The organism is Lentzea sp. CA-135723 (assembly GCF_050936595.1).
Taxonomy (GTDB): Bacteria; Actinomycetota; Actinomycetes; order Mycobacteriales; family Pseudonocardiaceae; genus Lentzea.
In genome coordinates this window covers 442,823-460,920 of the sequence record NZ_JBNJMK010000001.1, presented here as the reverse complement: position 1 = coordinate 460,920, position 18,098 = coordinate 442,823, and the positions used below count along the sequence as shown (strand labels likewise).

The following is an 18,098-nucleotide window of genomic DNA, read 5'->3' as shown; positions in this document are numbered from 1 at the left end:
GGGAACGTCACAGCCGAGTGTTCTTACTCACATCCCTGCTGGTGAGCGGCCTGCTACAGATGGTGACCGTCCTCACGTCCGTCCAGGTCAGACGGTGATGACGACCTTCGCGCGGGCGTGGTCGGTTTCGACGTGTTTGAGGGCTTCGCGTGCCTCTGCGAGTGGAAAGGTGCGGTCGACGACGGGCGTGAGATCCCCCGACTCGGCCATGTGGCGCAACGCCGTGAGGTACTCGCGGCCGGCCTCCGTGGTGAGCACCAGGAGGGTGTCGCGCACGAACGGCGCGCGCAGCTTCGCGCCCAGCATCAGCCGCATCGGGCCGAGGAGGCTGCCACCCGCGAACACTCCCCCGCCGGACAGCACGATCGTGCCTCCGGGGGTGAGCGCGCGGCGCAGGGCGGCCAGGGGGTGGTTGCCGACCAGGTCGAAGATCAGGTCGTGCCGGCCGCCCGCGGTGGTGAAGTCGGTGGCGGTGTAGTCGACGACGTGGTCGGCGCCGAGCGACCGCGCCTGGCCGGCGTTGCGCGTGCTGCACACGGCCGTCACGGTGGCGCCCAGCGACTTGGCGATCTGCACGGCGAACGTGCCGACGCCGCCGGACGCGCCGTTGATCAGGACGTGCTGACCCGGCTGGAGCTTCCCGGTGTCGCGCAGGCCCTTCAGCGCGGTCTGACCGGCCAGCGGGAGGGCGGCGGCCTGCTCGAAGGTCAACGTGGCCGGTTTGGTCTCCACCAGGTCCTCCGGCACCGACACGTACTCGGCGAACGCCCCGTCGGCGGTGCCGAGGTCGCCGAACACCTCGTCGCCGGGCCGGAAGCGGCGCACGTCCCGGCCGACCGCCTCGACGGTGCCCGCGAAGTCACGGCCGCGGATCCTCGCCCTGGGGCGGGTGAGGCCGACGCCGGTGAGCCTGGCCAAGTAGGGGTCGCCGCGCATGACGTGCCAGTCGTAGGCGTTGACCGACGCCGCATGCACGCGCACCAGCACCTCGGCACCCGAGGCCGTCGGGATCTCCACATTGGACAGTTCCAACATTTCCGTTGAGCCGTAACTGTTCTGCACGATCGCCTTCATCGGTGTGCTCCCTGCGGGACGCGGACGGGACGGCGGAGGATCCACTCCGCGACGACGAGGTTGATCACCCAGGACGCGAGCATCAGCACCGCCTTGGAGAGCTGGCCGAGCGGGCCGGTGGCGGCGATCCACGCGCTCAGCAGCACCGCCTGGGTGCCGGCGCCGAGGCCGATCGCGAACGCCCTGACCATCCAGGCGCGGTGCGCGGGCACGTCCCGGCGGCGGATCGCCAGGAAGCCCAGCACGAGGAACACCGCCCAGGCCGTGCCGAACACCAGCCGGATGCCGGTGAGCAACGCGCCCACGTCGGCGGGTTTGGGGTAGAAGGCGGTCATCCACAGGCCGGACAACGCACCGATCAGTCCACAGAGGATCAGAACGCGACCCGCTCCCCGGTGCCAGGCCGGTCTGCGGCGGCGGAGGCCGGGGGCGAACTGGAAGGCGCCGAGCAGGCTGTAGACGCTGACCGTGACGGCGTGCAGCACCACGGGCACCGGCGAGGCGAAGAACCGCGCGTTGTCCGGCGTGATCTCCGCGCCGCCGCCCAGCTCGGTCAGCCGGAGCACGCCGCCGAGCACCGGGATGACGCTGAACAGGATGATCGCGGCCGGGATGAGCTTGTCGGACCTGGAGTTCATGCCGGAAAGCGTGGCGTGCGGGGTGTGGTCAGGTCTCCAGCGGAAAGGCTGCGATCATCCTGGCCGTTGGTCTGGCGCGCTCGTCGTACTTTCGGCTGAGCGACGGACCCGTCTGGTCTCGTAGGCCCAGATGGCGACCTCGACCCGGTTCCGCGCGCCGATCTTGGCCATCAGGCTCGCGAGGTGCGACTTCACCGTGCTGAGCGTGATGTGGAGCTCCTGGGCGACCTCGCTGTTGGTGCGGCCCGCCGCGACGGAGGCGAGGACCTGCTCCTCCCGTTCGGTCAGCGGGTCGATCGGCTGCACCGCGGGACCGGCGGGACCGGTGTCCGCGAACGCGTCCAGCAACCGGGCGGTGACGCTGGGCGCGATCAGGGCGTCCCCGACGGCCGCGGCGTGCACCGCCTGGGCGAGCAGCGCGGGACCGGCGTCCTTGAGCAGGAACCCCTTGGCGCCCGCCCGCAACGCCGCGTAGACGTACTCGTCGAGGTCGAACGTGGTGATCACGACGACGGCGAGCGGGTCGGCGACCCCCGGCCCTGCCAGCAGCCGGGTGGCCTCGATGCCGTCGATCCCGGGCATCCTGATGTCGAACAGGCACACGTCCGGCCGCAGCCGGCGGGCGAGGTCCACGGCCTGCCTGCCGTCCGCCGCCTCGCCGACGACCTCGATGCCCGGCTGCACGTCGAGGATCATCGACAGGCCGGTGCGGACGATCTCCTGGTCGTCGGCGACGATCACGCGGACGCTCATCGCGCGGTTCCCAGCGGCAGCACGGCGGTCACCGTCCAGCCCTTCTCGTCCGGGCCCGCCTCACAGGTGCCTCCGAGCAACGTCGCCCGCTCCTTCATGCCGATGAGCCCATGTCCTTGCGCGGCACGGGTGGTGCCCGTCTCGCCGTCGTCGCTGACCCGCAGCCGCACCGCCTTCTCGCCGACGCTGACCCGCACCTCGATGCGGGTGGCGTGCCGGGCGTGCCTGCGGGCGTTGGTGACCGACTCCTGGGTGAGCCGGTAGATGGCCGTGCCGACCGACTTGGGCAGGTCGTCCACGGTCCCGTCGATCCGCACGTCGACCTCCGGACCGGGCCTGCCCGCGCTCGCCAGCAGCTCCACGTCGGCGACCGTCGGGCTGGGTGCGAGGTCCGCGGAGTCGTTGTGCCGCAACGCCCGCACCATCGTGCGCATCTCGGCGAGCGCCCGCGACGCCTCCGCCTCGATCACCGCGAGCGCCTCGGTGGCCGCCTCCGGCCGGTGCGCCGCCGTCGCCAGTCCGGCCTGGGCGCGGATCGCCATGGCCGACACGTGGTGCGCCACCGTGTCGTGCAGGTCGCGCGCCAGCCGTTCCCGTTCCAGCGACTTCGCCTGCTCGAGCTCGCGCGCCCGAGCCCTTCCCCGGTACCGCACCGCGGCACCGAGCGCGCAGGCCGTCCCCAGCACGGCACAGCCCGCCACCGCGTCACCGGGCGTGAGGTGGCCGAGCGCCGCGGACAGCCCGACCTTGCCGAGCATCACCGCCAGCCCGAGCACCCACTCCCGCCCGGAACCCCAGCGGAACAACGAGAACGGGAACAGCAGCATGAACACCAGCGCGTTGAGATCGGGTTCGCCGCCGAACACCAGCGACGCCACCACGGCGATCCCGAACGCGCCCGCGACCGCGAGCAACGGCCTGCTCCTGCGCACCAGCACCAGCGGCAGCAGCAGGACGACGAGCACGAGGGAGCCCACCCGCCAGCGCATCTCCGGCCGCAGCACCACTTCGAGCACGGCGACCACCGGCAGGACGGCGACCAGCGCCCAGTCCCACCACAGCCGGGCCGCCGCGCGGGGCGGCCGCGGCTCGTCCCAGACGGACCGCACGAGGGCGAACACGTCGTCATCGTACGAGAGCGCACGGCCGTGCGGCCGCCGGTCAGGAGGCCGGGGCCTCCTCCTCCACGGCGTCCGCGGCGTCGATGTCGAGCACCGCCAGCAACGGCTCCACCTGGCCCGTGCCGAAGGCCCGGCGTTGCCGGTCCGCACCGGTCCCCTCGCGGTCGAGCACCCGCAGACCTCGCCGCACCACGGGCAGGTCGCCGTTCGCCTCCAGCACCGGGGTGAGTCTTCGCACGAGGTCGTCCAGCTGGTCGCGCACCGGCCGCAGCTCGCCGGTCAGCACGTCCCAGGCGTTGCCCCGCAGGCCTTCGTTCGCCACTCCCCAGCAGGCCTGCCGCAGCGTTTCCTGAGGGATCTGGGGCACTTCCGCGTCCTCGTCGGCCATCACCTGGGCGACGAGGGCTCTCACCAGAGCCGCGAGCAGTGCCGCGTCGTCCGCGGTCACCGCGACGTCGGCCACCCGCACCTCGACGGTGGGCAGCTCGGTAGCGGGACGGACGTCCCAGTAGACCATCGCCCGGTCCAGGGCGGTGCCCGCCTCGATCATCGTGGCGCACAGCTCCTCGTAGTGCTGCCACGACTCGAAGACCGGCGGCGGACCGGACACCGGCCAGCGCGACCAGACCGTCGCGCGCCAGCTCGCGAACCCGCTGTCCGCGCCTCCAGAGAACGGGGAGTTCGTGGTCACCGCGGCCAGCACCGGCAGCCACGGCCGCACGTGGTTGCACACCCGCACCGCGGTCTCCCGGTCGGGGACGGCGACGTGGACGTGGCAGCCGCAGATCAGCTGTTGTTCCGCCAGCGCACCGAACTCGCGGGCGATCCGGCGGTAGCGCAGGCTGTCGGTGATCTCGCCGGACGCGTCGCCCAGCGGGGGCGCGCCGACGGCGATGGCCCTGCACCCGGCGAGCCGCGCCGCCCTGGCGACCACCCGCCGTGTCTCCAGCAGTTCCTGGCGGGCCTGCTCGGCGCTGTCGCACACCGGGGTGTTGATCTCGACCTGCGCGCCAGTCAGCTCGTGCTCCAGCTCCAGGCCGAACTGCTCACGAGCGACGGCGACCACGTCCTCCGCTCGGTTGACCGGCACGCCCGTCTGCGGGTCCACGAGGAGGAACTCCTCCTCCACACCGATCGTGGGGCTCCACAGGTCGTTCGAGGACGCCTGCACCACGTGTCACCGTCCTGTTCTTCACTCCGTCGGGGGAACCGCCGAATGCCCGTTCGTGGCAACGGGGAAACGCGCCGCTGTCAACGCGCTGTGACGACGACGTGCGGTGATCCTCCGAACGGACGCCAATCCGCGGCACGCGGCGCACCGAATCCCCGGTCGTGGCCGACTACATCCTCGTCATCGGGTACGGCGACGCCGGGCGCGAGGCCGTGAACGCCGTGCTGGAGGCGCAACCCGACGCGCGGCTGACCGTGCTCGACACCGACTTCGTCGCGGTCGCCGAGGCGGCGGCCAACGGTGCCGTCGCGGTCGTCGGCGACGGCCGCGACAGGTGCGCCCTCGACCAGGCCTCGGTGGACGCCGCGGACCGCGTGTTCGTCGCGGTCCCGGACGACCTCGCCTCGTTCCTGATCGTGCGGGCGGTGCGGACGATGAACCCGGACGCCGTGATCGTGGTCCTCGTCCGCGAGCCCGAGAACCACGGGCTGTTCGACTCCTACGACGTCACGTCCGTGCACATCAGGAGGCCACCGACGTGAACACCATCGAGTGCCAGCCGGTGGCGCCGTCCGGGATCGGGGCCGCGCGCTGATCGGTCTGCGTCCTGCCGTTCCGGTCGGTCGCCCGGCACTCCACGGTGTGGTTGCCCTCCTTCAGGTCCAGCTCGACGCGCCACATCCGCCAGGTGTCGACGTTGACCTCGGTGCTCAGCGTCGTGTCCTGCCACGGCCCGCCGTCCACGCGCACCTCGACGCGGTCGATGCCGGTGTGCTGGGCCCACGCGATGCCCGCGGCGACGAACTTGCCCGCGGGCACGCGCTCGAACGACTTCGGCCGGTCGATCCGGGACATCGTCTTGACCGGCGCCTTCTTCGCCCAGGTGCGCTGGACCCAGTACGGGTCGAACGCGTCGAAGGTGGTGAGTTCCACGTCCACCAGCCACTTGGTCGCCGAGACGTAGCCGTAGAGGCCGGGCACGACCATGCGCACCGGGAAACCGCGCTCCAGCGGCAGCGGTTCGCCGTTCATGCCGATGGCCAGCATCGCGTTCGAGCCGGGCGCCATGATCGACTCCACCGGCGTGCCGCACGTCCAGCCGTCGACGCTGCGGGTCGCGAGCTGGTCGGAACCGGGACGGACACCGGCTTCGCGCAGCAGGTCCGGCAGCGAGACGCCGATGAAGTTCGCCGTGGAGATGTACGGGCCGCCCACCTCGTTCGACACGCACACCAGCGTGATGGTCTTCTCCTCCAGCGGGCGGCGCAGCAGGTCGTCGTAGGTCAGCACCATCTCGTTGTCCACCATGCCGTGCACGCGCAGCCGCCAGTCCTCCGCGCGCAGCCGGGGAATGCTCAGCGCGGTGTCGACGCGGTAGAACTTGTCGAGAGGCGTCATGAACGGCGGGGTGCCCTCCCGCACGAAGTCCGCGTCGAACGGGATCTCCGGCGCCTTCACCCGCGGCCGCAAGGTGATCGCCCGCCGGGACGCCTCGACGTCCACGCGACCGGCGAGCCACTGCCCGCCCACCGCGGCCACACCGGCGCCTGCGGCGATCGCGGCGGTCGACACGAGGAACCTCCGGCGTCCCGGCGTCCCAGCCGCCGTCTCCGCGGGCTTCTCCCGGGACCACAGCCAGCGGAACGCCAGCACGCCGACGACGAGGCTGGCCACCGGCGCGAGCACCGCCCAGGTCGTCGTGGTGGGCCTGGCCAGCACCGCGGCGATCCCGAGCAGGCCGAGCAGGCCGGCCAGCGCCGTGCCGGGCCAGGGACCGCGCCGCGACAGCAGCCCCGCCACCACGCCGAGTCCGGCGAGGACGACCGCCATGCCGCCGAGCAGCACCAGCTTGTCGTTCTCGCCGAACGTGCGGATCGCGAAGTCCTTGACCGGGTGCGGTGTCAGGTCGATCGCGGTGTTGCCGACCGCGAGGAACGGCGAGGCCAGCGGGCTCACCAGACCGGCGACGAGATGCCCCGCCGCGAGCGCCGCGGCCACCGAGACGAGACCGATGACGACTGAACGTGTTGCCTTCACACCGGTACTTCGGAGCCGATCGCCCTCCGGATGGCGGGTCGCGGTTGCGCGCGGGACGTCCGGCGGCCAGGGTTCGTGGTCATGACCGAGGTTCTGCTGCAGCGCATCGAGGCGACCTTCGCCCACTACGACGTCAACGGCAACGGCGTCATCGAACTCGCGGACCTCTACGCGCTCGCCGGCAGGCTGATGCGCGGCTTCGGCGAACCCGCGGGCTCGGAGCGGGGCCGGGAGCTGATCGAGACGTCCGACAGGTTCTGGGAGACCCTGATCGAGCGCTGCGACGCCGACCGCGACGGCCGGATCACCCTGGACGAGTACCGCGCGGCGATGGCCACGGTGCTCGCGGACGTCGACGAGTTCGACGACGTGTTCCTGGAGGTCTCCGAGTCGCTGCTGGCGCTGGCCGACGCGAACGGCGACGGCCGCGTCGAGGCGGCCGAGTTCGAGGTCCTGCTGAAGGCGCGCGGCCTGTCCGACGCCGAGTGCGGCCTCGCGTTCAGCCACCTGGACACCGACGGCGACGGGTCGATCAGCCTGCAGGAGTACGTGGACGCGGTGCACGAGTACTACACGAACCCGGCCGAGGACACTCCCGGCAGCTGGCTGTACCCGAGGTCGCTGCAGCTGACCTGACCGTCAGCAACGGCTCCGCAGCTCGTCCACCCCGTCGCCGGCCAGCTCGTCGCAGCACGCGCCACGGCCCGTCATCGCCATGACCAGGGCCAGCGTCGGGCCGCGGACCTCGCTCCCCTGCCCCGTCGCGAACCCGGTGTCGGTGGCGACCAGCCGCAGCCCGCCGATGCGGCCCTTGGCGAGCACGACCACGTCTGAGGACGCGTAGTGCTCGGCGACCGCCACCAGCACCTCCGGAGGCGGCACCCGCCGGATGCCCAGCGGCCTGCGGATGTCCTCGCCGTGCACGACCTGCTCGGCGAGGGCTCCCACGGCCGAACCCCGGAAGCCGAGGGGTGTGGTCGAGCGGTTCACCGCGGCCTGGAACCTCGCGAGCGTCTCGGCCGGACTGTCGCCCAGCTGTTCGCGGAGGCGGTCCACCACCTGCCGGTCGAAGTCGAAGCGGGCCCGCAGGACGCCCAGGAACCAGCGGGGGAACGACAGCACGGCGCCCGCGGTGAGGTGTGCCAGCACCTCTCGGACGGTGAGTTCGGAGCACAGCGAGGTCGTGGCCCACTGGTCGTCCGTGAGGCCGGCGAGATCGGCGGCCAGGGCGGCCCGTTCGGCGTGCACCAGCGGCCAGGTCGAGTTCACGACGGCATTATCGCCGCGAAGCCCGTGTGGTTCAGGAGATTACGGGCAACGGTCGTGTGACGACCTCTGCGGAGTCCTCTGGGGACAGTCCGAGCATGCGCAGCACCATCTCGGCCATGCCCGCCGCGGCCGTGTCGCAGTCGACGTCCGGGCGGGCGAAGCGCAGTTCGATCAACGCCAGCAGCGTGCCGCCCAGCGCGGTCATGGCCAGCACGACGTCGACCGGCAGGAAGCGGCCGGTGGCGATGCCGTGCTCCAGGTCGCGGCGGGCGCGCGGGGCGAGGCCCGTGTCGGCGTGCAGCAGGCCGATCGAACGGCGGCGCAGCACCTGCATGAGCTCGGGGTGCGTGTCGGCCATCCGGGCGGCCAGGCGGAAGCCGCCCGCCAGGAGCTCCGCCGGGTCCTCCACGCCGGCGAGGCCCCGGTCGAAGGCGGCGCCGAACTCCTCCATCGCCTCGGTGACGGCGGCGTCGAAGAGGTCCGCCTTCGACGCGAAGTGGTTGTAGAAGGAGCCGAAGCCGACGTCGGCGCGCTCCGCGATCTGCTGGATGCTCGCCGCGTTCTCCTCGCCCTCCGCCAGGAGTTTCCTCGCCGCGGTGACCAGGGACTGCCTGGTCGCGGCACGGCGGCGTTCGTTGCGGGTGCCGGACGGGGCTGTGGTCGCCATGCGCGCGAGCCTAGCAGCGGAACTGACGGTCGTCACAAAACTGAGGGTTTCATCAGAAACATTGCGCGGCCACTCTGAGTGATGGCATGGTCATAATTGATGAAGTCATCAGAAGGAGGCTGGATGCGGACGGCACATCAGGACCTGCACAGCGAGTTCGGCGGGCTGCGGCACGAGCACGCCGGGCGGGCGCGGAACCCGGTGACCAAGGTCGCCGACCTCGCGTGGCTGGAGTTCGAGAAGCCCGACCTGGACCGGGCGGCGGTGTTCGCGCGGGACTTCGGGTTCGAGGTCGCGGCACGGGAGCCGGACGCGCTGTGGTTGCGCGGTACGTTCGAGGGGCCGCCGTGCATGGTGATCCGCAGGGGACGGACGTCGCGGTTCATCGGACCGGCGTTCCGCGCCGCCGAGAGCGCCGACCTGCACCGGCTCGCCCGCGCCACCGGACGGGACGTGCGCGCGGCCGACGTTCCCGGTGGCGGTGAGGTGGTGGACCTCCTCGACCCGTCCGGGTTCCCGGTGCGGGTGGTGCACTGCGCACTGGTGTTGCCCGCGCTGCCCGAGCAGGTGCCGCTGACGCTCAACTTCGGCACCGGAAAGCCCCGCACGAACGCGACTCAACGCGCGCCGCGCGAGCCGTCGCGGATCCAGCGGCTCGGGCACGTCGTGCTGGAGACGCCGGTGTTCGGCCGCGCGCTCGACTGGTACCTGGAGACGCTCGGCATGATCGTCAGCGACTTCCTGTTCCTCGACGGGCAACGCGACCGCGGGCCAACGATGGCGTTCATCCGCTGCGACCGCGGCGGTGAGGCCGCTGACCACCACACGCTCGCGATGCACCTGGGGCCCGGCACCGGGTACGTGCACTCCGCCTACCAGGTCACCGACCTCGACTCGATCGCGGCGGGCGGCGAGTACCTGGCCGAACGCGGCTACCGGCGCAGCTGGGGCATCGGCAGGCACGTGCAGGGCAGCCAGCTCTTCGACTACTGGCGCGACCCCGACCGGTTCATGCTGGAGCACTTCGCCGACGGCGACCTGTTCTCGTGCGACGTCGAACCCGGCTGGGCGCCGATGTCCGCGAGCGGCCTCGCCCAGTGGGGACCGCCGGTCACCCGCGACTTCCTCGGCGCGAACCCCTCCCCCGCGCTGGTGAGCCGGCTGGCGGCCGCGCTGCGCGACGACGACAACGAGATCGACCTCGCCCGCCTGGTGGCCCTGAAGAAAGCGATGTCCTCATGAGCACCAACGTCCTGCGCACCCGCGACGGCTGGTGGGTCGCCCGCGGCGACCTCGCCGTGCCCGTCGACACGAAAGCCGAGACGACCGCCGAGCTGATCGCCGACTCCGCCGCAGTGACAGCCGCGCGGCAGTCCACTGAGGACGGTGTGCCGATCGCGGAGCTGGAGCCGCTGTCGCCGGTCACCACGCCGTGCCGGGTGGTGGCGCAGATGGTGAACTACCGCAGTCACGCCAAGGACTCCGGGTTCACCGGCGACATCCCGCCCGCGTTCTTCCGCAAGGCGTCCGGCTCGGTCAGCGCGCCCGGCGGTGAGATCAGGCGGCCGGCGCACGTGCGGTTCCTCGACTACGAGGTCGAGCTCGGGCTGGTGCTCGGCGCGGCGCTGCCGATCGGCGCCACCGTGACCGAGGAGGACCTGCCGAAGTACGTGGCAGGACTGGTGATCACCAACGACGTCAGCGCCAGGGACGTCCAGCTGACCAAGACCCAGTTCTACGAGAGCAAGTCGTACCCGACGTTCACGCCGACCGGCCCGTTCCTCGCGCTGCTCGACGCCGAGGACTTCGCGCATCTAACGAGCCTGCGGTTGTCGTTGTCCGTCAACGGAGAGCTGCGCCAGGACCGCACGGTCACCGACATGATCGTCCGGCCGGCGCAGGCGCTGACGCTGCTCGCCCGGTTCCAGTCGCTCGACCCCGGCGACCTGCTGCTCACCGGCACGCCCGGCGGCACGGCGCTGAAGGCCCCGCCGAAGATCGCGGAGAAGATCGGCGCGCTGCTGCCCGCCGACGTGAAGTGGAAGATGTTCTTCCGCAGCCAGTCCCGCAACCCGCGCTACCTCGCCGACGGCGACGTCGTGACCGCCACCATCGCGACGCCGGACCGCCGGATCGACCTCGGCCGCCAGCACACGCCCGTGGTGGGCTCGTGACGGTCGTGATCGTCGGCGCGGGCCCGGTCGGGGTCACCGCCGCGTTGCTGCTGGCCCGTCAGGGGGTGCCGTCGATCCTGCTGGAGCGGCACGACGACGTCTACCCGTTGCCCCGCGCGGTCGCGGTCGACGACGAGGTGCGGCGCGTGCTGCAGGCCGCCGGGGTCGCCGAGGCGTTCGCCGCGATCTCCCGGCCGTCGCGCGGGTTGCGGCTCGTCGACGGACGGCACCGCGTGATCGCCGAGTTCGCCCGCGCATCCCAGGGCGTGCACGGGTTTCCGCAGACGAGCATGTTCGACCAGCCCGCGCTGGAACGCGTGCTGCGCGACGAGCTCGCCCGCCGGCCGTTGTGCGAGCTGCGTTCCGGCGTCGAAGTCGTCGCCGTGCAGGAGGGTTCGGTCACGTACCTGCGGGACGGCGTCGCCACGACGGTCGAGGCCGCCGCGGTGCTGGGCTGCGACGGCGCGAACAGCCTGACCCGCCAAGCGATCGGCGCCTCCTGGCACGACTTCGGCTTCGCGGAGGAGTGGACCGTCGTCGACGTGCGCACGGACGCGGCCGTGCGCTGCTGGGAAGGCGTGGACCAGGTCTGCGATCCGCAGCGGCCGGCGACGTTCATGCGGGTCGGCGAGGACCACTACCGCTGGGAGTTCCGGCTCTCGGAGGAGATCGGCGACGCCCAGGTCGGCGCACTCGTGGCGCCGTGGGTGCGGCCCGCGCCGGACGAGGAGTTCGAGGTGGTCAGGAAGGCGCGCTACACGTTCCGGGCCCGCGTCGCCGATCGGTGGCGGCGCGGACGGGTCTTCCTGCTCGGCGACGCGGCCCACCAGACGCCGCCGTTCGTCGGGCAGGGTCTCGGCGCGGGCCTGCGGGACGCGGCGAACCTCACCTGGAAGCTCGCCCTGGTGTTGCGCGGCGCCGACGAACGCCTGCTCGACACCTACGAGGCCGAGCGCTCACCGCACGTGCGGCGGGTCATCCGGATCGCGGTCGCGGCGGGCTGGGCGATGACCGGCGGGCAGGACCGCGCGGCGTCGTTGCGGCACGCGGCCACCGCAGCGCTGTGCCGGCTGCCCGGCGTGCCCGGCCTGGTGAACCGCGAGCGAGGGATCGCGCGGGGCCCGTTGAGCCGCGGCACCACCTGCCCGCAGCCCCTGGTCGGCGGCAGACCGCTGGACGACCTGCTCGGCACCTCTTTCGCGGTGGTGGCAAGAGGAACGACGCCGGGCGTGCGTGCGGTCGCGGCGGCATTGGGAGCTCCGATCGTGCAAGCAGACGAACTCGACGAGTGGCTGAGGAGTGAACGAGTGGACGCGGTGCTGGTCCGTCCGGACAGGACGGTCATGGACGTGGTACCCGCCGGTGCGGGCGAGTTCGCCGGAGTGGCCGGCTGGGCAAGGCTGGTGAGCGCCTGATGTCCCTGACCCGTCGCGCCTTCGGAGGCCTGCTGGGCACGGTGGCCGCAGGCCTGTCCGTCCCGGCGGCCCGGGCAGAGCCCGCCCGCCGCCCCAACGTGCTGATCATCCTCGCCGACGACCTCGGCTGGGCCGACCTGTCCTGCTACGGCTCACCGCACATCAGGACACCGCACCTGGACCGCCTGGCGGCGAGGGGAATCCGGTTCACCGACGGCTACTCGGGGTCGTCGACCTGCTCCCCCACCCGGCTGAGCCTCTACACCGGCCGGTACCCGGGACGCATCCCCGCCGGGCTCGAAGAGCCGATCGAGGCACCCGGTGCCGGACTCGACCCGAGCCACCCCACGCTGGCGTCGATGCTGCGGTCCGAGGGCTACACGACCGCGATGATCGGCAAGTGGCACTGCGGTTCGCTGCCCTCGCACAGTCCGACGAAGTCCGGCTGGGACGAGTTCTTCGGCAACTTCGGCGGCTCGCTGGAGTACTACTCGAAGCTCGACACGGAGGGCCGGTACGACCTGTACGAGGGCGAGACGCCGTACCAGGACCTGCGGTACTACACCCGCGTTCTCACCGAGAAGGCCACGGAGTTCGTCCAGCGCGAGCACGACGAGCCGTGGCTGCTCAACCTCAACTTCACCACCCCGCACTGGCCGTGGATCGCCGAGGGTGACGTGCAGGAGGCGCGCCGGCTCGAGAACCTGCTCCGCACGTTGCCGCCGGAGCAGAAGACCCTCGCCATGGCCCACCTCGACGGCGGGTCCGTGGCCAAGTACGCGCAGATGGTCGAGGACCTGGACCGCTCGGTCGGCGAGGTGCTCGACCACGTCGGCCCCGACACGCTGGTGATCTTCTCCAGCGACAACGGCGGCGAACGCTTCTCCTACTCCTGGCCGTTCGCGGGCATCAAGGGCGTGCTGCAGGAAGGCGGCATCCGCGTGCCGACCATCGTCAGCTGGCCCGCCCGGCTGCGTGGCGGCCAGGTCAGCTCCACTCCGGTGTGCACGCCGGACTGGACCGCGACCGTGCTCGACCTCGCCGGGGCACAGCCCGTGCTGCCGCTCGACGGCGTGAGCCTCGCCGCCCACCTCCTGCACGGCGAGGCGGCACCGAACCGGGACCTGTTCTGGCGCACGGAAACCCAGCGGGCACTGCGCAGGGGCAAGTGGAAGTACTACCGCGCCGAGGACGCCGATCTGCCGTTCTACAACGGGAAAGACCTGCTGTTCGACCTGGAGGCGGACCCGCGCGAGCAGGCCAACCGCGCCCTGCACGAGCCGGCCCTGGTCGCCGCATTGCGCACCGCCTGGGAAGCCGTCGACGCGGACCTGCTGCCCTACCCGGAGGAAACCCGATGATCATCGCACTCGCCGCGGCCACGGTCGCGAGCCTGCTCACCCCGTCCACCGCGGTCTCCGCCGAGCAGGCCGCCGTGAACGCCTACCTCTACACCTATCCGCTGGTGTCCGTGGAGGTCACCAAACGCGGCTCCGGGCTGCCCGCCAACCAGCTCGCGCACCTGCCCGTGGTGCCCGACGCGTCGTTCACCGACGTCGTCCGCCCGAACGTCGACACGCTCTACACGTCGATGTTCTTCGACGCCTCCGCCGGACCGGTGACGGTCACGGTGCCGGACATGCACGACCGCTACCACCTCTTCCAGCTCATGGACGCGTGGACGAACGTCGAGGGCTCGCCGGGCACCCGCACGATCGACTCCCCCGGCTACCGGTTCGCGATCGCCGGCCCGAACTGGCGCGGCACCCTCCCGCCCGACGTGCACGTGTACCGCATGCCCACCGACACCGGCTGGATGCTCGGCCGGATCCAGCTCAACGGCCCGGACGACCTCGACACCGTGCGGGCGCTACAACAACAGATCACCGTCACCGCGGCCGCCACACCACAGCAACGCGACACCGTGCCCGAGGTCATCCACAACCTGACCGCACAGCAGTACTGGGACCTCTACTACTCCAGCGCGTCGCACGACCAGCCGCGCCCGCAGGACCGGAAGTTCCTGCGCGAGATGAAGCGCCACGGCTGGAGCCCCGGCACGCCGGTCGACCTGACGAAGATGCCCGCCGAGTGGGAGTCCGCGTGGCCCAAGGTGCTGGCGGCGCTGGACACCGGCCTCGGCGGCACGACCGTCAACGGCTGGACGACGCTGCGGGACGGCATCGGCGAGTACGGCACCGACTACCAGGCCAGGGCGATCTTCGCCCGCCACCTGCTGGCCGCGAACCTGCCGCAGGACGCGGTCTACCCGAGCACGTTCGTCGACGCCGACGGGCAGCAACTGGTCGGGGAGAACAGCTACGTGCTGCACTTCCCGGCCGGCCAACTGCCGCCGGTCAACGCTTTCTGGTCCCTGACCGCGTACAACGCGCAGGGCTACCTGATCGACAACCCGGCCGACCGCTACGCCGTGCGCGGCGAACAGCTCGTCCGCAACGTCGACGGCTCGATCGACATCCATCTCCGGCCGGACGAGCAGCCGCAGAACTGGCTGCCCACGCCCGCGAGCGGTGAGTTCAACCTCGTGCTCCGGTTGTACTGGCCCGATCAGCAGGTGCTGGACGGCCAGTGGCACCCGCCGGCCGTCCAGCGCGTGGACGCCTGAGCCTCACGGATGGCCGTGTCCCGCCGTGGTGATGCGGCCCGTTGACTGCCCCTCGCCCAGCACGACGAACTGGCTCATCATGCCCTCGTCCTCGTGCAGGGTGAGGTGGCAGTGCAGCATGTACGGCGTGTCCGGGTCGGCGAAGTCGCTGAACCTCATCGCCAGCCGGTAGCGGCGGTCGGTGCCGAGCTGGATCGTGTCCTTCCAGCCCGCCAGGTGCGGCGGCGGGCGTTCGCCGTCGATGTCGAGCACCTGGAACTGCACGTCGTGCACGTGCAGGTTGTGCATGTAACCGTTGGTGTTGCGGACTTCCCAGACCTCGGTGGTGCCCAGCCGGACCGCGAAGTCGATCCTGGTCATGTCCATCTTGGCGCCGTTGATGGTGCGGCCGGCCAGTTCGAACGACCTGGTCTCGCTGACCGGCTGGGTGTCCAGATCCGGTGCCGTGCCCAGTTCCTCGGGCAACGCGCCCGCGTCGGCGAGGGTGCCTGCGGCGCGGAACTGGACGAGGTCCAGGCGGTCGTCGGCACCGTTGAGGCGGGCGCCGAGGGCGTCGTAGCCGAACGTCGTCGGGTAGGACCGCAGCTCCGTGGTCTCGCCCGGCTCGAACTCGACGACGATCTCGGCGCGTTCGCCAGGGGACAGCTGCAGGCGCGGGGTCTGCCACGCCTTCGGGAGCAGACCCCCGTCGGTGGCGATCAGCTGGAACGGCCGGTCGTCGGCGAAGCCGAAGTTGTAGAGGCGCGAGTTCGAGGCGTTCAGCAGGCGCAGGCGGACCAGCCGGGTGGTGACCTCGGTGCGCGGGCCTCGCGTGCCGTTGACGAGGATCTCGTCGCCGAAGACACCGCCGGTGCTCATGAACGGGGCCGAGTGGTCGAACTGGTTGTCGCCGTCGAACGCCCTGTCCTGCACGATCAACGGCAGGTCGTCCACGCCGTAGTCGTCGGGCAGGCCGAGCGCAGAGGCCTTGTCGTCGTCCAGGATGAACATCCCGGCGATGCCCCGGTAGAGGTGGTCGGCGGTGCGGCCGTGCATGTGCGGGTGGTACCAGAGGGTCGCGGCCTGCTGGCTGATGGTCCACTGCGGACGCCAGGTGCCGCCGGGCTCGACCAGCTGGTGCGGGCCGCCGTCCATGTCGGCGGGCAGGTGCATGCCGTGCCAGTGCAGGGAGGTCGCCTCGGCCAGGCCGTTGCGCACGGAGAACGCGACCTTCTCCCCCTTCCTGGCGCGCAGCGTCGGCCCGAGGAAGGTGCCGTTGACGCCCCAGGTCCTCGTCGCGGGCCCGTCGAGGAACTTCGTCTCGCCCGAGCGGACCTCCAGGTCGAACGTCCGCGTCCCCGCCGAGTCCACAGTGGACGGCGCCAGCGGCGGGATCGCGAGCTCTTGGGCGAAGTCCACCTTCCCCGCGGTGTCGAGCTCGGCCTGGAGGTAGAACACCCCGAACGCGGCGCCGCTCACCAGCAGCAGCGCCACGACGGACAGAGCGGTCCAGCGCAGCTTCTTCACGCGGCGACCGCCAGGCTCGGCCGGCTCGCACCCAGGCGGCGGCGTTCCAGGACGGCGGCGACCAGGTAGCCGAGACCACCCGCGAGAGCGATCGTGGCGTAGACACCCGCCACGTCGAAGAACAGGGACGCCGCGCCGACCAGGGCGAGGAACGACCCGAGCTGGTAGTGCAGGGTGATGTCGCGGGCCACGCCCTCGGCGATGTTGATCAGGCCGACGAGCAGGACCGAGCCGGCGGGCCAGAGGACGTCCTGCAGGTCGGGATCGCCGAGGGACACGCCGGTGATCGCGATCGCCAGCGCGGTGAACCCGGTGCACCAGGCGAAGCCCAGCAGCTTCTCGGCGCGGCGGCGGGACTCGCTCGCGCCCTGCTGCGACCGCATCCCGGCCCGCACGGCCAGACTCAGGGCGGGGATCAGGCCCGCGGCCAGCAGGGTGAGCGGGACCCAGGCCGGCAGGCCGAACACCGGGTCGGGACCCTTGGAGAGGGCGGCGGCGCCGTGGCCGACCAGGTAGGCCACGCCGAAGGTCAGGTAGGCGGCGCGGCTGTCGACCTCGCCCGGTGGGAGCGTCACGGCTGGTCCTCCTGCCCGACGATGACGACCTTGCCGAGGACCGTGCGCGACTCGGCCAGCGCCAGCGCCTCGCCGGCCCTGGCCAGCGGGAAGCGGCCGCCGATCTGCGGGGCCAGCACGCCGTCCGCGACGAGACGCAGCAGCTTCGTCAGGTCCTCGCTCATGCGCGCCCGGAACGCCGGCAGGTTCCGCTTGCCCGCCCAGAGGTTGTAGAAGGTCGCACTACGGCCGTTGGGCAGGAGGTTCCAGGCGTACAGCCGCCCGAACAGCGCGATCATCGAGCCCAGGCCGTTCTCGCCCTTCTGGGACGCCGATCCGTAGTTCACCAGCGTGCCGCCGCGCCGCAGCAACGCCCAGGACTGCTTCAGCCCCGGGCCGCCGACGTGGTCGAACACCGCGTCGACGCCGTTCGGTGCCAGGGCACGGATCCGGTCGTACAGCGCGGGATCGCGGTAGTCGACCGGGGTCGCGCCCAGCCGCAGCACCGCGTCGTGGTGGCGGGCCGACGCGGTGCCGATGACCTTGATGCCGGCGTGCCGGGCGAGCTGGACGAGGGTCGAACCGACGCCGCCGTTGGCGCCCAGCACGACGACGGTGCCGCCCTTGGCCACCCGCGCGGTGCGGTGCAGCATCTGCCACGCCGTGACGCCGTTGACGAGCACGGTCTCCGCGGCCTCGGGGTCGACGCCCGGCGGCACCGCCACCAGGTCGGCGGCGTCGAGCACCAGGTGGCTCGCCCAGCCGCCGATCTTGGTCACCGCCGCGTACCGGGCTCCCGGGAACACGCCGTCCACGCCGGGACCGGTGGCGACGACCGTGCCCACCACGTCGTAGCCGGGGACGAACGGGAACGGCGGCTGGTCGTAGTACTTGCCCAGCCGCATCTGCTGCTCGGCGAACGACACTCCGGTCGCTTCCATCCGCAGCACGACCTGGCCGCGCGCCGGGGCGGGCAGGTCGCGGACCCGCACCTGCAGGCCGTCGGGAGCGACCGCGCCCGGCAGGACGATCTCGGTCGCACGGGTGGTGGCGGCAACGCCGGTCATCACGAACCTTTCTGGCTCAGGGGAAG

The 18,098-nt window shown here is 71.8% G+C and carries 18 protein-coding genes; 7 read left to right on the top strand and 11 right to left on the bottom strand.

The genetic code is table 11. The features are described from left to right. Positions 1-87: 87 nt before the first annotated feature. The 5 genes from ACQEU1_RS01930 to ACQEU1_RS01910 are packed head-to-tail and all read right to left on the bottom strand — an operon-like array spanning position 88 to position 4,757. On the bottom strand, positions 88-1,074 hold the full coding sequence (locus tag ACQEU1_RS01930; protein ID WP_433195517.1) for an NAD(P)-dependent alcohol dehydrogenase: 987 nt from the start codon (positions 1,072-1,074) through the stop codon (positions 88-90). After that, positions 1,071-1,712 carry a DUF2306 domain-containing protein gene (locus ACQEU1_RS01925; RefSeq protein ID WP_433195515.1) on the bottom strand — a complete coding sequence of 214 codons (642 nt, stop codon included), beginning with the start codon at positions 1,710-1,712 and terminating at the stop codon, positions 1,071-1,073. The genes ACQEU1_RS01930 and ACQEU1_RS01925 overlap by 4 nt, the downstream gene beginning before the upstream one ends. A gap of 54 nt (positions 1,713-1,766) precedes the next feature. Next, positions 1,767-2,465 (bottom strand): response regulator, encoded by a 699-nt coding sequence (locus tag ACQEU1_RS01920; RefSeq protein WP_433195513.1) that lies wholly within the window; start codon positions 2,463-2,465, stop codon positions 1,767-1,769. Continuing rightward, positions 2,462-3,586: a sensor histidine kinase gene (locus ACQEU1_RS01915; protein ID WP_433195511.1), complete on the bottom strand. Its 1,125-nt coding sequence runs from the start codon at positions 3,584-3,586 to the stop codon at positions 2,462-2,464. The genes ACQEU1_RS01920 and ACQEU1_RS01915 overlap by 4 nt, the downstream gene beginning before the upstream one ends. Positions 3,587-3,626: 40 nt before the next feature. After that, positions 3,627-4,757, bottom strand: coding sequence for a carboxylate-amine ligase (locus ACQEU1_RS01910; RefSeq protein WP_433195509.1), 1,131 nt, complete (start codon positions 4,755-4,757; stop codon positions 3,627-3,629). A gap of 161 nt (positions 4,758-4,918) precedes the next feature. Here ACQEU1_RS01910 and ACQEU1_RS01905 point away from each other — a divergent pair, with 161 nt between their 5' ends. Beyond that, positions 4,919-5,299: an NAD-binding protein gene (locus ACQEU1_RS01905; protein WP_433195507.1), complete on the top strand. Its 381-nt coding sequence runs from the start codon at positions 4,919-4,921 to the stop codon at positions 5,297-5,299. Here ACQEU1_RS01905 and ACQEU1_RS01900 read toward each other — a convergent pair. Further along, positions 5,280-6,794 (bottom strand): molybdopterin-dependent oxidoreductase, encoded by a 1,515-nt coding sequence (locus ACQEU1_RS01900; RefSeq protein ID WP_433195505.1) that lies wholly within the window; start codon positions 6,792-6,794, stop codon positions 5,280-5,282. The two genes, ACQEU1_RS01905 and ACQEU1_RS01900, sit on opposite strands and share 20 nt — an antisense overlap. A gap of 81 nt (positions 6,795-6,875) precedes the next feature. Between ACQEU1_RS01900 and ACQEU1_RS01895 the strand changes: the two genes are divergently transcribed. Then, positions 6,876-7,430: an EF-hand domain-containing protein gene (locus ACQEU1_RS01895; protein WP_433195503.1), complete on the top strand. Its 555-nt coding sequence runs from the start codon at positions 6,876-6,878 to the stop codon at positions 7,428-7,430. Between the two features lie 3 nt (positions 7,431-7,433). Here ACQEU1_RS01895 and ACQEU1_RS01890 read toward each other — a convergent pair whose 3' ends face one another. Continuing rightward, the gene (locus tag ACQEU1_RS01890; protein WP_433195501.1) at positions 7,434-8,063 is read right to left on the bottom strand and encodes a maleylpyruvate isomerase family mycothiol-dependent enzyme; all 630 of its coding nucleotides are present in this window, start codon (positions 8,061-8,063) and stop codon (positions 7,434-7,436) included. A 31-nt stretch (positions 8,064-8,094) separates the two neighbouring features. After that, positions 8,095-8,730, bottom strand: coding sequence for a TetR/AcrR family transcriptional regulator (locus ACQEU1_RS01885; RefSeq protein ID WP_433195499.1), 636 nt, complete (start codon positions 8,728-8,730; stop codon positions 8,095-8,097). Positions 8,731-8,853: 123 nt separating this feature from the next. On the opposite strand from ACQEU1_RS01885, the gene ACQEU1_RS01880 reads away from it, so the two are divergent. From ACQEU1_RS01880 to ACQEU1_RS01860, 5 genes are read left to right on the top strand one after another with little or no spacing between them, the layout of a single operon-like run. Further along, positions 8,854-9,972: a VOC family protein gene (locus ACQEU1_RS01880; protein ID WP_433195497.1), complete on the top strand. Its 1,119-nt coding sequence runs from the start codon at positions 8,854-8,856 to the stop codon at positions 9,970-9,972. Next, entirely contained in the window at positions 9,969-10,904 is a 936-nt protein-coding gene (locus ACQEU1_RS01875; RefSeq protein WP_433195495.1) for a fumarylacetoacetate hydrolase family protein, read from the top strand. The genes ACQEU1_RS01880 and ACQEU1_RS01875 overlap by 4 nt, the downstream gene beginning before the upstream one ends. Next, on the top strand, positions 10,901-12,319 hold the full coding sequence (locus ACQEU1_RS01870; protein ID WP_433195493.1) for a bifunctional 3-(3-hydroxy-phenyl)propionate/3-hydroxycinnamic acid hydroxylase: 1,419 nt from the start codon (positions 10,901-10,903) through the stop codon (positions 12,317-12,319). Before ACQEU1_RS01875 ends, ACQEU1_RS01870 begins: the two co-directional genes overlap by 4 nt. Further along, a complete protein-coding gene (locus tag ACQEU1_RS01865; RefSeq protein WP_433195491.1) occupies positions 12,319-13,680 on the top strand; it encodes a sulfatase family protein in 1,362 nt (453 codons plus the stop codon). Before ACQEU1_RS01870 ends, ACQEU1_RS01865 begins: the two co-directional genes overlap by 1 nt. Then, positions 13,677-14,945 carry a DUF1254 domain-containing protein gene (locus ACQEU1_RS01860; protein WP_433195489.1) on the top strand — a complete coding sequence of 423 codons (1,269 nt, stop codon included), beginning with the start codon at positions 13,677-13,679 and terminating at the stop codon, positions 14,943-14,945. Before ACQEU1_RS01865 ends, ACQEU1_RS01860 begins: the two co-directional genes overlap by 4 nt. A 3-nt stretch (positions 14,946-14,948) precedes the next feature. Here ACQEU1_RS01860 and ACQEU1_RS01855 read toward each other — a convergent pair whose 3' ends face one another. The 3 genes from ACQEU1_RS01855 to ACQEU1_RS01845 are packed head-to-tail and all read right to left on the bottom strand — an operon-like array spanning position 14,949 to position 18,072. Continuing rightward, entirely contained in the window at positions 14,949-16,451 is a 1,503-nt protein-coding gene (locus tag ACQEU1_RS01855; protein ID WP_433195487.1) for a multicopper oxidase family protein, read from the bottom strand. After that, positions 16,448-17,026, bottom strand: coding sequence for an ABC transporter permease (locus ACQEU1_RS01850; protein WP_433195485.1), 579 nt, complete (start codon positions 17,024-17,026; stop codon positions 16,448-16,450). The genes ACQEU1_RS01855 and ACQEU1_RS01850 overlap by 4 nt, the downstream gene beginning before the upstream one ends. Continuing rightward, complete coding sequence (locus ACQEU1_RS01845; RefSeq protein ID WP_433195483.1) at positions 17,023-18,072, bottom strand: medium chain dehydrogenase/reductase family protein; 1,050 nt, start codon at positions 18,070-18,072, stop codon at positions 17,023-17,025. Before ACQEU1_RS01845 ends, ACQEU1_RS01850 begins: the two co-directional genes overlap by 4 nt. Between the last annotated feature and the right edge of the window lie 26 nt (positions 18,073-18,098).

Coding starts and splice junctions, on each gene's coding strand:
- ACQEU1_RS01930 (WP_433195517.1), bottom strand. CDS start 1,074: ATGAAGGCGATCGTGCAGAACAGTTACGGCTCAACGGAAATGTTGGAA.
- ACQEU1_RS01925 (WP_433195515.1), bottom strand. CDS start 1,712: ATGAACTCCAGGTCCGACAAGCTCATCCCGGCCGCGATCATCCTGTTC.
- ACQEU1_RS01920 (WP_433195513.1), bottom strand. CDS start 2,465: ATGAGCGTCCGCGTGATCGTCGCCGACGACCAGGAGATCGTCCGCACC.
- ACQEU1_RS01895 (WP_433195503.1), top strand. CDS start 6,876: ATGACCGAGGTTCTGCTGCAGCGCATCGAGGCGACCTTCGCCCACTAC.
- ACQEU1_RS01885 (WP_433195499.1), bottom strand. CDS start 8,730: ATGGCGACCACAGCCCCGTCCGGCACCCGCAACGAACGCCGCCGTGCC.
- ACQEU1_RS01880 (WP_433195497.1), top strand. CDS start 8,854: ATGCGGACGGCACATCAGGACCTGCACAGCGAGTTCGGCGGGCTGCGG.
- ACQEU1_RS01875 (WP_433195495.1), top strand. CDS start 9,969: ATGAGCACCAACGTCCTGCGCACCCGCGACGGCTGGTGGGTCGCCCGC.
- ACQEU1_RS01865 (WP_433195491.1), top strand. CDS start 12,319: ATGTCCCTGACCCGTCGCGCCTTCGGAGGCCTGCTGGGCACGGTGGCC.
- ACQEU1_RS01860 (WP_433195489.1), top strand. CDS start 13,677: ATGATCATCGCACTCGCCGCGGCCACGGTCGCGAGCCTGCTCACCCCG.
- ACQEU1_RS01845 (WP_433195483.1), bottom strand. CDS start 18,072: ATGACCGGCGTTGCCGCCACCACCCGTGCGACCGAGATCGTCCTGCCG.